The organism is Haloechinothrix halophila YIM 93223 (assembly GCF_000504245.1).
Taxonomy (GTDB): domain Bacteria; phylum Actinomycetota; class Actinomycetes; order Mycobacteriales; family Pseudonocardiaceae; genus Haloechinothrix_A; species Haloechinothrix_A halophila.
This window is the reverse complement of the sequence record NZ_KI632509.1, coordinates 3,664,013-3,677,535: the sequence shown is the minus strand read 5'-3', so window position 1 is coordinate 3,677,535 and position 13,523 is coordinate 3,664,013. Positions and strand designations below refer to the sequence as shown.

Here is a 13,523-nt window from a genome sequence, read left to right as displayed (position 1 = left end):
CGATGGCGAGTAGAGGCGAGGTCTGGTTCGACGACGCGGCAGGCCCGTTGGTCCGGCCGTACGCGCTGACGCGCGGCAGGACGCAGGACGACCGGTACGGCCTTGATCTTGTCACTCTTGTTGTGTCGGTGCAGCCCGCGGTGCACGAACGGATCGTCGAGCCGGAGTACGCGGATGTGCTCTGGGTTTGCGAGCACCCGCTGTCGGTCGCCGAGGTCGCCGCGAAGATCGACCTGCCGCTGTGCGTCGTCAAGGTGATGCTCGCCGACCTCATCGAGCGCAACTACGTCATCTACCGGACCGGCTGGCAGCCGGTGCGCAACACACCGGATATGGACACGATGCAGAAGGTTCTCGATGGTATCCGCAAGCTCTAACCCATCAAGCCCCGTCGCGGGCCCCGCGATCGATGCCATCGCGGTGAAGGTGCTGATCTCCGGCGGGTTCGGGGTCGGCAAGACGACCCTGGTTTCGGCGGTCAGCGAGATCGTGCCGCTACGCACCGAGGAACTGATTACCGAGCTGAGCAACGGCGTCGATGACGTCAGCGGCATCGAGGACAAGTCGACCACCACGGTCGCGATGGACTTCGGTCGCATCACGATCAATCCCGAGCTGGTGCTGTACCTGTTCGGCACACCGGGCCAGGACCGGTTCTGGTTCATGTGGGACGAACTGGCGCGCGGCGCGCTCGGCGCGATCGTGCTGGTCGACACTCGACGTCTCGACGCGTGCTTCGCCGCGATCGACTATTTCGAGCAGCGGCAGCTTCCGTTCGTCGTCGGGGTGAACTGCTTCGACGGCGATCAGTTGTACGACGTCGACGAGATTCGCGCCGCCCTCGACATAGATTCATTCGTTCCGGTGATCCTGTGCGATGCCCGCGAGCGGGATTCCACTAAGGAACTGCTGGTCAAGCTGATGGAGCACGTGATGGCCACATCGCGGCTCGCCGACAGCGTGCCTGCGCAACAGGCCAGGTCAAGCGCAGCTACGTAGCCGGTTACGTAGTCCTCCCGGCGTGTCGGCTGTCACCTTCCGCCATACTGGGCACGCGGCCGCCCCGAGCCGTCCCCCGAATCGAGCTGATCATGGTCGACATGAACTGGTTTTTCCTCTTGGTGATCGCGCTGGCCTGCGCGCCGGTGCTCGGCTGCCTGTGGTGGGTTCTGACCAGCAAGATCAGAGATCGGCGTCGTACGCGGATCGCTGAGCGAATGAGCGCGACGTACTACCACGAGGCGATCAAGGTGCCGGGTCGAGAAGAGCGGCGCTCGCGCCGTTCTGCCGACGCCGAATCGACCGGGGAGCGGGCCGCGCTGCGCGACACCGGTGAGCGGGCGGCGGTGAGGCGAGCAGGCGACGAGCGCGCCGCGGCGAGGCGGATGGACGACGAGCCGTCCGACGTCACTGGGTGGCCAGCCGATGAGCCGGATCTGGTCGAGCCAGAGCCGGTGTGCTGCACGCCTCGCCAGGTCGCTCACCACGACGGTCCGTGCGACTGCTGGGAGGACACCGAGGTCTTCGAGTTGCGCGACGGTTTGCCCGCGGTGCCGCTGGTGCCCCGGCGCGCCGCTGGGCCGCCGCCCCGGCCATCGGGAGCGCCACCCGCCGTGCCGCCCGGAATGCCGCCCGCGGCTGGTCCACCACCCCGGCGTCCATCGGAGTGGCATCCGCCCGAGCGCCCGCACCATCCGATGCCGCGTAATCCGGTGGAACGACGTTCGGTGGACGCCCAGCGCCCGCCCGCCGCGCGACCCGCGGCCGAGCGTCCGGTACAGCCCCGCCGTGAGGGGCGTCCGGCCGACCGCCCGCAGCGTCCCCCCGCGCAGCGCCGCGAGCGGTACCCCGCCGACCGGCGCGACGGCCGTCCCGCCCAGCGCGACGGCCGCCGCCCCGTCGAGCGGACGGCGGTGCGGCAGCCAGCCGACCCCTACGCCGAGGCCTATCGGGACGCCTGGCCACCGCCGGACGTCGTGGGCGAGCCCGCCCGCAGCGGCAAGCACCACCTCGACTGACGCCCGATAGCCTGCACGGCGTGTCACGCAAGCAACGCAGCAACAAACCCGCCCCGCCGCCCGGCCTGGTGATCGTCGACAAGCCGGACGGGATGACCTCGCACGACGTCGTGGCGCGGATGCGCCGGATCATGGGCACCCGCAAGGTCGGCCACGCGGGAACACTCGATCCGATGGCCACTGGCGTGCTGGTAGTCGGTGTCGAGCGGGCGACGAAGCTGCTCGGACACCTCTCGCTCGATCGCAAGAGCTACCTGACCACCATCGCCCTCGGCGCGTCGACCACCACCGACGACGCCGAAGGTGACGTCCTCACCGAAGCCGCCCCGGACGCGCTCACCGCGGTCACCGAGGCCGACATTGACAAGGCGATCGCCGAGTTGACCGGCGACATCCAGCAGGTCCCCAGCGCGGTGAGCGCGGTCAAGGTCAATGGCGAGCGTGCGTACGCCCGAGTGCGCGCGGGTGAGCGGGTGGAGCTTGACGCCCGGCCGGTCACCGTGCACCGGTTCGACCGGCTCGCGCTGCGCACCGAGCCACGGCTGGAGATCGACGCGCTCGTCGACTGCTCGTCAGGTACCTACGTTCGCGCGCTCGCCCGCGACCTCGGCGCTGCGCTTGGCGTCGGCGGCCACCTCACGGCGCTGCGGCGCACCGAGGTCGGGCCGTTCGGGCTGGCCAAGGCCCGCACGCTGGAGCAGCTGGAGCAGGATCCGAACCTGTCGCTCACTCTCGACGAGGCCGTGACCACCGCGTTCCCCACCCACACGGTGGATGCCGCCACCGCGCGGGCGGTGCGATACGGCCAGCGCACCCCTGCCGCGGGCATCGCGGGCACCTACGGCATCGTCGATACCGAAGGCGACGCGCTCGCGATCGCCACCGACCAGGGCGGCCACGCGAAGTACCTCGTCGTCCTGGCTCCCGCCTGAACGGCTAACCCGACACGGCGGCATCATTCCGCTGGGCGTCCGACCAGCGACTCCGGTGGAACGGTTACGCTCTGCGTGTGCTGCGTTGGCGAGGACTGGAAGACCTGCCCGGTAACTGGGGCCGCTGTGTCGTGACGATCGGCGTGTTCGACGGTGTGCACCGCGGACATCAGGAGCTGATCCGCCGCACCGTCGAGGTCGCCCGCGAGCGGGGACTGCCAAGCGTGGTGCTCACGTTCGACCCGCACCCGTCCGAGGTGCTCCGGCCGGGGAGTCATCCCGCGCAGTTGACCACGTTGCGTCGCAAAGCGGAGCTGATCGAGGAGCTGGGCGTCGACGTCTTCGCCGTGCTGCCGTTCACGCTGGAACTGTCCAAGGTCACCGCGCACGAGTTCGTGCACGAGATCCTGGTCGACAAGCTGCACGCTGCCGTGGTGCTGGTCGGCGAGAACTTCACCTTCGGCGCGAAGGCGGCGGGCGATGTCGCGTTGCTGCGGGAGCTGGGCACCCGGTTCGGCTACGTCGTGCACGGCGCCGAGCTGCAGGGGGCGTCGGTCAAGGGCGGGCATGCCGCTGGTCAGACGGTGGAAGGCGAGATCACCTACTCGTCGACGTACGTGCGGTCCTGCATCGACGCTGGTGACGTCGAGGCCGCGGCCGCCGCGTTGGGCAGGCCGCACCGGCTGGAAGGGATCATCGTGCGCGGCGACGGGCGCGGTCAGGACTTGGGGTTTCCGACGGCGAACCTGTCGATCCCGCGCTACGCCGCCGTACCTGCCGACGGGGTGTATAGCTGCTGGTTCAGCAGCTCGGGACGTCCCGGCGAGCGGTTGAAGGCGGCGGTGTCGGTCGGCAGCAACCCGACGTTCTCGGGGAGAGAACGCAGCGTGGAGGCGTTCGTGCTCGACGTCGACGAGGACTTCTACGGCCAGCACGCGTCGCTCGACTTCGTCGCCCGTCTGCGTGACATGGTGCGGTACTCCTCAATCGAGGAACTGGTCGATCAGATCGGCGATGACGTCCAGCAGACGCGAGTGATCCTCGGATCCGCGTGAGTGCGTGTGCGAACGGGTGAGACGTTTCCGCCCGGCGAACGAGCTGATGCGGCAGGATGCAGTATCTGGGTATGTCGTCGCGGCCAATAGGGGAGTGCAGGCGTGGAAGACAACAACAGCATCCAGAAGAACATCGAGCTGCAGCGCCAGTGGTATGGGGAACCACTGGGCGACCGGGTGCGCAGGCTTGTGGTCGCATTCGACGTCTCGCAGGCATTCCTCGCTGATGTTCTCGGGATCAGCGCGCCGATGCTCAGCCAGGTGATGAGCGGGCGCCGCGCGAAGATCGGGAACCCTGCCGTGCTCGCCCGGCTGATCATGCTGGAGCGCAAGATCCTCACACCCGGTGTCGCCTCGGGGGACCAGGAGGCGATCGACGCCGCGATGCAGGACGTCAAGGAGTCCAACCCGACGGTCGGCAGGGACACGGTGCCGGTCCACCCCGGTGTCGATGAGCAGACGCTGCTCGCCGCGCTGCGCGACGTCGCGGAGAACGAGAACCTGGTCGACGCGGCGGCTCGGCTGGACAATGACTTCCCCGCCATCGCCGATCTGCTTCGCAGGGCGGGCAAGAGCGCGACCTGAGATGCGCCTGTTCGCCGCGATCGTGCCGCCGCCCGACGTGCTCGACGCCCTGGACGTCGAGCTGGAACGGCTGGAGGTGCGGTCGGCGGATTCGCCGCTGCGGTGGTCCGGCCGGTCGCTATGGCATATGACGCTGGCGTTCTACGGCGAGGCTGACCTGGAGGAACGGACACGGTTCGTGGCCGAGCAGGTGCGCGGACATCCGTCGCTACGGCTTGGCTTCGCCGGTGCGGGCACGTTCTCCGGGGTGCTATGGGCCGGTGTCGAAGGCGACGTCGAGGAGCTAGGGGCGTTGGCGGACGCGCTGCGGGGTCCCGTCGACGCCGACACGAAACCGTTCCACCCGCACCTGACGCTGGCTCGCTGGAAGCGGCGCTCGGCGCAGCGCCCCGCGCGCCGCATCGCGGCTGCGCTGGCCGACTACCGCAGTCAGCGCTGGCAGGCGGACGAGGTCGTGCTGATGAGCAGCGTCCGAGACCGCCACGGCCCGACGTACACCGTCGAGTACCGCGCGCCGCTAGCGGGGTAAGCCCGCCCGGCCGGCCGGAGCGGGCGCCAGTCCGCACCCGCACCGCCGCTCGCCACTCCCGTCTCGCCGCCCTGCCGTCCGGGCGCTCTCGGAGTCGATCAACTCCCCCTGGGCTATGACCACATCTTGTCCGTTTTGACCGAGCCTGTTGGTGCTTGGACAGGGGAAGCTGATCAACTCGCGTGCGCTAGACGTCTCGATGCGCTCCCGGACGTGCGTTCCCGGATGTCAATTCGCCCGAGTTCACGACGAAAGTCGGTCCCGCCACGCCGAGTACCACCGCTAACCTGCCGTGGCTCGCGTGCGCCCACAAGGCAGACGGAGGTCCACATGCGCCAGTTCCGACGAGCATTCCTCGCGCTGGTCGCGGCCACCACCATGGTCGTCACCATCGCACCAGTGGCATCGGCGGACAAGCGATCCGCGGACGACGCCCCGACACCGCCGTCGTGGCTGAAGACCGAGAACGGAGTGAGTCAACCGCAGTTCTCCCGCGACAACGCGATCGAAGAGACCATCTTCGTCGAGACCACAGTGGACAGTGACGGCGACGGCAAGCGCGACCGGGTGCGCCTCAAGCTGTCACGGCCGGGCGAGACCGAGTCGGACGGCATCAAGGTGCCGGTGATCTTTGAGCACAGTCCATATCGGTACGACATCAACGGTGCCCCGAACCACGACGTCGACGTCGACGAGTTGCCGCAGGAGAGTATCCGGCCGGGGCAGAGCGGGACGGCGGACTCCCAGACGATGTCGGCACAGTCCGGGCAGCCGAGGCCGGTACCGGACCTGCCGGGGTGGCTCGACGACTACTGGGTGCCGCGTGGCTACGCGGTCGTGCTCGGCGAGAGCGTCGGCACCGGGTTCTCCGATGGCTGCCCGACAATCGGTGACCGGCAGGAAACGCAGGGCACGAAGGCGATCATCGATTGGCTGAACGGCCGTGCGAAGGCGTGGACCGCGGACGGCGATCCGGTCGAAGCGGACTGGACGACCGGCGACGTCGGCATGATGGGCGTCTCGTACAACGGCACGTTGCCGAATATGGTGGCTACCACCGGAGTCGACGGGCTACGTACGATCGCGCCGATCGCGGCGATCTCGAACTGGTACGACTACTACCGCGCCAACGGTGTGGTGCGAGCACCACACTCGTCCGAGTCGGGTGTGGGGGAGAACGCCTACCAGGGCGAAGACACCGACGTGCTGGCGATCTTCACCCAGGGACAGAAGCGCGCGGACACATGCGCGGACGTGATCGAGGAGCTGCGGCGCGAACAGGACCGGGAGACCGGCGACTACAACGCGTTCTGGCGTCAGCGGAACTACCAGCCCCGGGCACATCGGGTGAACGCGAGCGTGTTCCTCGTGCACGGGCTTGAGGACTACAACGTGATGACCAACGCGTTCGCGCCGTGGTGGGAGCGCCTCGCCGCGAACGACGTGCCGCGCAAGATCTGGCTGCACTCGGGTGGACACCGCTGGCCACCGGACTTCGACATGTTCCGGCACACGCTGAACCGGTGGATGGACCACTGGCTGTTCGGCGTCGACAACGGGATCATGGACGAGCCGACGGCGAAGGTGCGGCGGCCGGACGGCACGTATGACCAGTACGACTCCTGGCCCGCGCCAGGTGCGACGCAGGCGCGGCTGCATCTCGGTGCCTCCAACGCCGCCGATCCGGGCAGCCTTGGCACGCGGCGGGACGTCGACGCGCCGGAGCAGAGCTTCGTCGACCGGGGCCGTGAGCTGGACACCGACACAGAGTTGGTGCCCGATCCGGACACCGCACACCCGAACCGGCTTGCCTACGTCTCGCAACCGCTCGCGAACGACGTCCACGTGAGCGGGACGCCGCGGGTGTCGCTGCGGGCGTCGGTGGACAACCGATACGCCGCGAACCTGACCGCTGTGCTGGTCGATTACGGGCCCGCCGGCAGTGACCGGGAGCCGGTGATGGTGACGCGGGGCTGGATGGACCCGCAGAACCGCTTCGCCGACCACGTCAGCGTGCCGATGCATCAGGGCAGGGACTACACGTTCCGCTGGGACATGCAGGCCGAGGACTATGTCTTCGACGCGGGCAGCCGGATCGGGCTCGTCGTGGTGTCTACGGACCAGCGCTACACCCTGCGGCCGAAGCCGGGGACGGAGCTATCCGTGACGCCGCGCTGGAGCAGCGTGTCCCTCCCGGTCGTTGGGGGTGCGTCCGCGCTCCGGTTCGACGCGCGGGGCTGACCAGCGCGCTCCGGCTCGGTGCGCGAGGTCGTGCTTTTCCGGCGCGTGCCGGGAAGACGCACGATATCGAGGCGAAAGGCGGCTAGTCTCACCGCGCCCGGTCTCAGCGGCGTTCGAGAATGCCGCGAATGAACTCCGCCTGGCCAGCGTGTTGCAGGTCGTCCGCGATGACACTGATCAACCGCACACCGAGCGTGACAGGCGGATCCCACGACTGGTCGATGATGCGCGGCAGATCGTCATCGCTTAGCGTGCTGATGTAGGCGATCGTCTGCTCGTACACGGCATCGTGATAGTCGGTCAGCAGGTCAGCGGACTCGACTCGCGCTGCGGCGACCTGCTCGCTGCTGTGTCCGTATCCGGTGTCGGCGTCGTCGAAGGGCAGGCCGAACCGCTCCGCCCAGCCGTGTTCGGTCCAGGCCTGCTCGGTTCCCGCGAGGTCGGAGACGTGATCATCCTGTACCCGGGTGAGGTGCCAGATAAGCCAGGCGATCGAGTTGGTGTCGTCGTCGAGCCGGTATGCGAGCTGGTCCGGGCTGAGTCCGTCGACGGCACCGTGGACGACGTCTCGCACCCTGTCGAACGCATCCGTCAGCAGCTCAGCACTAGTCATGATTCGACGTTACCGCTGCGGGTCGTGATGAGCAGTGAGCGCGCGCAGGCAGTGCTCAACGGCCAACGCCGTCCGAGCATCGCGTTCTTCTGGAGTGTCCGTGTCGAGCACGATCTGGTGTATCTGCCCGTCGAGCGCGGCGATGGCCAGCCGGACCCGGAGCCGCAGCTCGTCACGGTCTTCTCCCAGCGACGTGAGCACGTCGGGCAAGCCGTCGACGAGCAGGGTCGTCAGGCGCTCGAATCGCTCCGTCAGTTCCGGCGTGCGGGGTGCGTGCTCGCGCAGCAATCGATGTGCCTGGGCGAACGGTGTGTTCTCCCGGACGGCGAGTTCGACGAGTTCGGTTACCACCGACTCCAGGCTCGGTCGGGTGTCCCGAAAGCGCTGGAGCGCGGCCGTGAACTCGGCTTCGGCGTGGTCGAGGTGTCGCAGCGCGAGTTCGTGCAGGATCGCGTGTTTGTTCGGGAAGTACTGATACAGCGATCCGATCGACACGCCTGCGGCCTCGGCGATCCGGTTGGTCGTCGCCGCCAGGCCCTCGCGGTCGAAAACGCGAGCAGCCGCTTCGAGAATGATGTCGTAGGTGAAGCGCGACCGCTGCTGGGACGGCGTTTTGCGGGGTCTGGCCACGACGCTCCTAACGCGAGTTGCCAACGGTCCTTGGCGCTGGCCACGATTATGCCTGTGAACAGCGAAAACTACGCGTCGTTCCTGCCACTAGCCAGCTGGAGTCGGCCGCAGTCGACGTGGTGGGACTGGCGTGGCAGGCGTGTCCATATCGCGCGTTCGAGCAACGCGTCCGCCGATGTCCGTGTGCTCGGCATTCACGGTGCCGGTGGTTACTCCGGCGCGTTGTGGCCGCTCGCTTCGCTCGTCGCAGGGGACGGCTTCGAGCTGGCATTCCCGGACCTGCCGCTGTACGGCGACACGGTCGAGCCTGATCCGGCGCGGGTGCGCTATGAGACGTGGCTGGACCTGCTGTGCGACCTCGTCGTTGCCGAACGTCGTCGCGACGATCGCCCGCTTGTGCTGTTCGGCGCGAGCATGGGAGGGATGCTGGCGTACGAGGTGGCGGCCCGCACCCGGCTGGCCGACGCCGTCGTCGCGACGTGCCTGCTCGATCCGGCAGACGCCGACGCCCGCACGGCCGCAGCACGGTTCCGTGTCGCCGGGCGGTATGGGCCGACCGTCCTGCGCCCGCTCGATCGCGTCGCCGGGAACATCAGGGTGCCGATCACATGGCTGGTCAAGATGCACGCGATGAGCGCTAACCCCGCGCTGTCGCGGCTGTGTGCCACCGACCCGAAGGGAGGCGGCACCCGAGTTCCGATCGGCCTGCTCGCCAGTTACTTGACGTTCCGGCACACCCGGCCGGAGACGTTCGATGCCGCACCGGTCACCTTGGTGCATCCGGCACTCGACACGTGGACACCGCCGGAACTGAGCATCCGCTTTCTCGAACGCATCGCGGGACCGGCATCGCTGGTGCTGCTGGAGGGGTGCGGACATTTTCCGGTCGAGGAACCTGGCGTCACGCAGCTCGCCCAGGCGTTGCGCGCCGTCCGCCACGCACTGCTCGACGCGAGGTGAAGGGCTGGCCGCGGCGTTGCGAGTCCGGTCGGCTACGGGCGCAGAAAGCGTGATGCGACGAATGCGGCATCGTCTGAGACGTGATCGTCCGCCCGGCCGGTGGCCCGTTCGGTGCGTCCCGGTTGCGCCTATTGTTGGGGAGCCGCAAGAGTGTCGATGCGATCGAGGTGAGGGAGGAACGGTGTCTTGGGGATTCCAGATCGACATCCACCAGGTCGGCGGCCTGGTGTCCACGCTAGAGGATGCTGGCGACCGCATGACAAGGGCGAACAACGCCCTGAAGGATCTCTCCCCTTCCGACATGGGCAGCGACGAGATCGACGGCTCCGCTGGTGAGTTCCAGGATCGCTGGGAACACGGCATCGAGAAGATCATCCAGTTCAGTACCAGCCTGACCGACGGCTTGCGGAAGGCCCGCGATCTGTACGCCGAGATCGACGGCGGCGCCAAGTCGGCGCTCGGCCAGATGGCCAGTGAGCTCTCGGGTGGCGGCGGACAGTCCGGTGATTCGGACATCACCCGCAGGCTGGAGGGGAAGGCATGAGCGGCAGCTATCCGACCCTGGGTTTCGACCCCGCACCGGGCAATGTCGCGAAGGTCACCGAGGTCGCCGACAACCTCGGCACCGTGGCCCGGGAGATCGGCGCGGCGTTCACGGATCTCACGAACATCGGCAAGTCTGGCGGGATTTGGCAGGGCGAGGGCGCGGCGGCGTTCGCCGCGAAGGTGAACGAGCTGCCGGACTACCTCGAGAAGGCGAACAAGTCGCTCAGCGGGGCGTCGGACACGCTCTCGCTGTGGTCGCAGGATCTCAGCAGCCTGCAGCGTAAGGCCGCCGAGTACGAGCGGCTGGCTGCCGACGCGATGCGCGAGGTCAAGGCCGCGGAATCCAATCCGGATTTGCAACTAGCCGGGCAGATGTTCAGCGATCCGGCGGCACTGGAGCAGGCCACGGCAGCGCTGCGCGCGGCGGAGCAACGGCTCGCCAGCGCGCAGGAGTCGCTGGAGTCGTTCCGCGAGGACGCTCGCCGACTGCTGGAACAACACGCGGAACTCGCCAGCGACGTCGCCGCCAAGCTGCGCAGAGCCAAGGACGAAGCGCCGGAAGAACCCGGACTGCTCGACGAGATCGGGGACGCGCTCAGCAAAGCATGGGACTTCGTCGAGGAACACGCCGACGTCATCGCCAAGATCGGTGACGTCTTGTCGACCATTGGCACCGTGCTCAGCGTGGTCGCCGTGGCGACGGCGTGGATTCCCGGCGTCAACGCGGTCACCGCGGCCGCCGCGATCGGTGTCAACGGCGCGGCGCTGGCCGCGCACGGTCTCGCCAAGGCGGCTGGGGCGGACGTGTCGTGGTCGAAGATGGCGTTCGACGCCGTGGGCATGATCCCCGGCGGTGGCGCAGCCAAGGGCGCGCTCGGGGCCGCGCGGGTGTTGCCGAAGGCGATGCGGGCGGGCCGGACGGCCGCGCAGTTCGCCGATGACGGCGCCAGACTGGCCAGCGGGGTGAACGCCGCTGGTAAGACCATCAGCCGTGCCGGTGCGCAGATGGTAGGCAGCCGCGCGAACCTCGCGAACACGGTCATCGAAGGCGGGGCGAAGCTACTCGGCAAGAACCCGGACGACGTGTCGAAGCTCGCGGTCAACTCGTTCGAGAGCGGCACCAAGCTCATCGGGGATGGTGCGAAGATGGCACACACTGCGCAGAGCGGGGCCGCCGTCGCGACCGGAGCGGGCGTGCTCGCGGCGGAGAAGGGCGCGATGCAGGTCGCGAAGTGGGAAGCCGAGCCGTATCTCGCCGAAGCGGAGAACACCGTGAAGGAACACGCGGGCAAGGCGGTCGACGGGTTCCAGAACGCGTTAGCAGCGAGAGGGTCATGATGAGCATCGACACCGACCCAGCCGAACCGCTCCCTGTCGCCGAGCGCGGCTTCAACCTCGGACTGCCAGACGGTTTCCACGGCCTGCCGATCGAGGTGTCTGACATGGCGGGTGCCGACGCCGCCACGTCGTTCACCGGGGACATCGGCGGCATTTTCGGGTTGTCGGCCGACGACGAGAACGCGCAGGCGACCGCCGCCGTCTTCGCCGGTCTCGGACTCGCCGCCGGTCGCCAAGGGCTGGACTACGCCGCGATCGCGTACTACCTGTCGCCGGACGACCCGACCCGACCGATCATGATCCTCCTGACCGGGTACGTCGCGCCGTCCGACCACAGCCACCCGGCCGATGCCGTCGCCAACCTCCGTCACGGCCTCGCCGCCGACGCCGGGATCTCGGTCCACGACCTGCGCCTTCCCATCGGCCCCGCGGTCGCGAGCGTGAGCGAGAAGCAGGACCAGGTCGTCGTTGGGGAGTACCCGTTCCCGGTACTGACCCGCCAACTCACGGCCTGGGTGCCCGATCCGGACGGCACGGCGATCGGCGTCGTCACCGTGACCACGAATAGTTTCCAGGACTGGGAGCGGGTGTGCACGGTCGGGCTGGACATCTTCGACACCTTCGAGTGGGAGCCGTTAGGGGCCGCATCGTCATGACCGGATCGAACACGGCGCTGAACCCGACCCGCGAAGCAGTCAGGCAACGCCTGAGCAGCCAGTGGCGCGAGAAGGCGGCGGTGCTGGCGTTTCCGCGCGGCGCCGTCGTCTACTACGTCAGCGGCCGGAAACGGAACGGGAAACCGCTGCACTCGAACGGGTTCCTCCGCGCACTGCAGTACCTCGCCGTCGGCGTCTACGCGATCGTCGCGTTCCCAGTGGTCGTCGTTCTCGGCGTGCTCGACGACTGGGGCATCCAGGTGCCCAAGCGGGCGCGCAACTCCGGCCGTGTCGTAGTGACAGGCGCGGAAGGGTCCGAGGCGGTGCGGCTCGCCGATACCCTCCAGACGGCCGATCGGTCGCTGTGGATCTGCTGGTCCCACTCGCACGCGGCGATCGTCAGCGCCACGGATGGCGCGGAGCCGCGCATCATCTGGTACGCATCCGGTCCGGCCCGGCCGAAACTGAAGCCGCTCGACGCGTCGCTGACCTGGCCGGACGACGCGAAGGTCGAGATGTCGATCAGCGAGTCGGAACGCGACCACGTCCGGACGTCGAACGGCCGACCGTAGCCGACGGCGTACCTGAGGCTCCTGGCTGGCGCCACATTCTCTCGATCGACGATCGGTCACTCAGGTGAAGCATGATGCGTCTGCGGGTACGGAAGAGACGCCGTGGTTCCGCAGTTCGGCGCCGCCTCGCACATCGTTCGGAGGGCGAGTCCCATCACCCGTGGTGCTGTGCGATCTGAATGAGATTTCCGCAGGTGTCGTCCAGCACCGCGGTGGTGACCGGGCCCATGGCGACGGGTTCCTGGGTGAAGGTGACGCCGAGGTCGCGGAGCCGGGTGAACTCGGCCTGGATGTCGTCGACGGCGAAGCTGGTGCAGGGGATGCCGTCATCGACAAGTGCTGACTTGTATGGCTTGACGGCGGGGTGCCCGTCGGGTTCGAGCAACAGCTCGGTGCCGTCGGGCTCCTCGGGGGAGACGACGGTGAGCCACCGGTCTTCCCCGCCGAGCGGGATGTCGTGTTTCTTCTGGAATCCGAGGACGGTGGTGTAGAAGTCGAGCGCTTTGTCTTGGTCGTCGACGAAGACGCTGGTGATGGTGATTCTCATGGCGCGTTCCTTCGGTTTGGTGTGAGCCATCGGTCGATGATCGGTTCCAGTGGCGTGACGTCGAGGTAGTGGTACTTGTAGCGGCCTTCGCGCCGGGTCGTGACGAGCCCGACGGTTTCGAGCATGTCGAGGTGTTGCGAGATCGCTTGCCGCGACGAGCCGAGCTGATGCTTGGTCGTCAGTCGCGCGCAGATCTCGAACAGGGTCTGTCCATTACGGTCGGTGAGCTCATCCAGGATTGCCCGGCGCGTGGCGTCGGCCAGTGCCTTGAAGATGTCGCTCACAGAGCAGACGATAGGCA

The 13,523-nt window shown here is 68.0% G+C and carries 17 protein-coding genes; 13 read left to right on the top strand and 4 right to left on the bottom strand.

The window, feature by feature from the left end; translation table 11 throughout:
* The first annotated feature begins 2 nt into the window (after positions 1 to 2).
* From AMYHA_RS16875 to AMYHA_RS16840, 8 genes are all read left to right on the top strand, one after another.
* Complete coding sequence (locus AMYHA_RS16875) at positions 3 to 377, top strand: DUF742 domain-containing protein (RefSeq protein WP_034272469.1); 375 nt, start codon at positions 3 to 5, stop codon at positions 375 to 377.
* A complete protein-coding gene (locus AMYHA_RS16870) occupies positions 358 to 999 on the top strand; it encodes a GTP-binding protein (RefSeq protein WP_084037325.1) in 642 nt (213 codons plus the stop codon). Before AMYHA_RS16875 ends, AMYHA_RS16870 begins: the two co-directional genes overlap by 20 nt.
* 101 nt (positions 1,000 to 1,100) lie before the next feature.
* Entirely contained in the window at positions 1,101 to 2,018 is a 918-nt protein-coding gene (locus AMYHA_RS16865) for a hypothetical protein (protein WP_157362183.1), read from the top strand.
* Between the two features lie 20 nt (positions 2,019 to 2,038).
* A complete protein-coding gene (truB, locus tag AMYHA_RS16860; RefSeq protein ID WP_034272460.1) occupies positions 2,039 to 2,950 on the top strand; it encodes a tRNA pseudouridine(55) synthase TruB in 912 nt (303 codons plus the stop codon).
* A gap of 77 nt (positions 2,951 to 3,027) precedes the next feature.
* Positions 3,028 to 4,005: a bifunctional riboflavin kinase/FAD synthetase gene (locus AMYHA_RS16855; RefSeq protein ID WP_051400012.1), complete on the top strand. Its 978-nt coding sequence runs from the start codon at positions 3,028 to 3,030 to the stop codon at positions 4,003 to 4,005.
* Positions 4,006 to 4,107: 102 nt separating this feature from the next.
* Positions 4,108 to 4,590 carry a helix-turn-helix domain-containing protein gene (locus tag AMYHA_RS16850; RefSeq protein WP_034272456.1) on the top strand — a complete coding sequence of 161 codons (483 nt, stop codon included), beginning with the start codon at positions 4,108 to 4,110 and terminating at the stop codon, positions 4,588 to 4,590.
* A 1-nt stretch (position 4,591) separates the two neighbouring features.
* Positions 4,592 to 5,119 (top strand): RNA 2',3'-cyclic phosphodiesterase, encoded by a 528-nt coding sequence (gene thpR, locus AMYHA_RS16845; protein ID WP_034272454.1) that lies wholly within the window; start codon positions 4,592 to 4,594, stop codon positions 5,117 to 5,119.
* Between the two features lie 330 nt (positions 5,120 to 5,449).
* On the top strand, positions 5,450 to 7,360 hold the full coding sequence (locus AMYHA_RS16840) for a Xaa-Pro dipeptidyl-peptidase (RefSeq protein WP_034272451.1): 1,911 nt from the start codon (positions 5,450 to 5,452) through the stop codon (positions 7,358 to 7,360).
* 103 nt (positions 7,361 to 7,463) lie between these two features.
* On the opposite strand, the gene AMYHA_RS16835 is transcribed toward AMYHA_RS16840, so the two are convergent.
* A complete protein-coding gene (locus AMYHA_RS16835) occupies positions 7,464 to 7,973 on the bottom strand; it encodes a mycothiol transferase (RefSeq protein ID WP_196776916.1) in 510 nt (169 codons plus the stop codon).
* A gap of 9 nt (positions 7,974 to 7,982) precedes the next feature.
* Positions 7,983 to 8,603 carry a TetR/AcrR family transcriptional regulator gene (locus tag AMYHA_RS25920; RefSeq protein ID WP_051400011.1) on the bottom strand — a complete coding sequence of 207 codons (621 nt, stop codon included), beginning with the start codon at positions 8,601 to 8,603 and terminating at the stop codon, positions 7,983 to 7,985.
* A 54-nt stretch (positions 8,604 to 8,657) separates the two neighbouring features.
* Between AMYHA_RS25920 and AMYHA_RS16825 the strand changes: the two genes are divergently transcribed.
* The 5 genes from AMYHA_RS16825 to AMYHA_RS16805 all read left to right on the top strand — a co-directional run bounded on the left by AMYHA_RS16825 (position 8,658) and on the right by AMYHA_RS16805 (position 12,675).
* On the top strand, positions 8,658 to 9,563 hold the full coding sequence (locus tag AMYHA_RS16825) for an alpha/beta hydrolase (RefSeq protein WP_034272449.1): 906 nt from the start codon (positions 8,658 to 8,660) through the stop codon (positions 9,561 to 9,563).
* A gap of 181 nt (positions 9,564 to 9,744) precedes the next feature.
* Entirely contained in the window at positions 9,745 to 10,107 is a 363-nt protein-coding gene (locus AMYHA_RS16820; RefSeq protein WP_034272447.1) for a hypothetical protein, read from the top strand.
* Positions 10,104 to 11,447 carry a putative T7SS-secreted protein gene (locus AMYHA_RS16815; RefSeq protein ID WP_034272444.1) on the top strand — a complete coding sequence of 448 codons (1,344 nt, stop codon included), beginning with the start codon at positions 10,104 to 10,106 and terminating at the stop codon, positions 11,445 to 11,447. Before AMYHA_RS16820 ends, AMYHA_RS16815 begins: the two co-directional genes overlap by 4 nt.
* Positions 11,444 to 12,103, top strand: a complete 660-nt coding sequence (locus AMYHA_RS16810; RefSeq protein WP_157362181.1) for a hypothetical protein — start codon at positions 11,444 to 11,446, stop codon at positions 12,101 to 12,103. The genes AMYHA_RS16815 and AMYHA_RS16810 overlap by 4 nt, the downstream gene beginning before the upstream one ends.
* Positions 12,100 to 12,675: a hypothetical protein gene (locus AMYHA_RS16805; RefSeq protein ID WP_034272440.1), complete on the top strand. Its 576-nt coding sequence runs from the start codon at positions 12,100 to 12,102 to the stop codon at positions 12,673 to 12,675. The genes AMYHA_RS16810 and AMYHA_RS16805 overlap by 4 nt, the downstream gene beginning before the upstream one ends.
* Positions 12,676 to 12,829: 154 nt before the next feature.
* On the opposite strand, the gene AMYHA_RS16800 is transcribed toward AMYHA_RS16805, so the two are convergent.
* A complete protein-coding gene (locus tag AMYHA_RS16800) occupies positions 12,830 to 13,222 on the bottom strand; it encodes a VOC family protein (protein WP_034272438.1) in 393 nt (130 codons plus the stop codon).
* Positions 13,219 to 13,506 carry an ArsR/SmtB family transcription factor gene (locus AMYHA_RS16795; protein ID WP_034272436.1) on the bottom strand — a complete coding sequence of 96 codons (288 nt, stop codon included), beginning with the start codon at positions 13,504 to 13,506 and terminating at the stop codon, positions 13,219 to 13,221. The genes AMYHA_RS16800 and AMYHA_RS16795 overlap by 4 nt, the downstream gene beginning before the upstream one ends.
* Between the last annotated feature and the right edge of the window lie 17 nt (positions 13,507 to 13,523).

What these genes read in the sequence shown, in the direction of transcription:
- AMYHA_RS16875 (WP_034272469.1), top strand. Translation starts at nt 3, where the DNA reads ATGGCGAGTAGAGGCGAGGTCTGGTTCGACGACGCGGCAGGCCCGTTG.
- AMYHA_RS16870 (WP_084037325.1), top strand. Translation starts at nt 358, where the DNA reads ATGGTATCCGCAAGCTCTAACCCATCAAGCCCCGTCGCGGGCCCCGCG.
- AMYHA_RS16865 (WP_157362183.1), top strand. Translation starts at nt 1,101, where the DNA reads ATGAACTGGTTTTTCCTCTTGGTGATCGCGCTGGCCTGCGCGCCGGTG.
- thpR (WP_034272454.1), top strand. Translation starts at nt 4,592, where the DNA reads ATGCGCCTGTTCGCCGCGATCGTGCCGCCGCCCGACGTGCTCGACGCC.
- AMYHA_RS16840 (WP_034272451.1), top strand. Translation starts at nt 5,450, where the DNA reads ATGCGCCAGTTCCGACGAGCATTCCTCGCGCTGGTCGCGGCCACCACC.
- AMYHA_RS16835 (WP_196776916.1), bottom strand. Translation starts at nt 7,973, where the DNA reads ATGACTAGTGCTGAGCTGCTGACGGATGCGTTCGACAGGGTGCGAGAC.
- AMYHA_RS16815 (WP_034272444.1), top strand. Translation starts at nt 10,104, where the DNA reads ATGAGCGGCAGCTATCCGACCCTGGGTTTCGACCCCGCACCGGGCAAT.
- AMYHA_RS16810 (WP_157362181.1), top strand. Translation starts at nt 11,444, where the DNA reads ATGATGAGCATCGACACCGACCCAGCCGAACCGCTCCCTGTCGCCGAG.
- AMYHA_RS16805 (WP_034272440.1), top strand. Translation starts at nt 12,100, where the DNA reads ATGACCGGATCGAACACGGCGCTGAACCCGACCCGCGAAGCAGTCAGG.
- AMYHA_RS16800 (WP_034272438.1), bottom strand. Translation starts at nt 13,222, where the DNA reads ATGAGAATCACCATCACCAGCGTCTTCGTCGACGACCAAGACAAAGCG.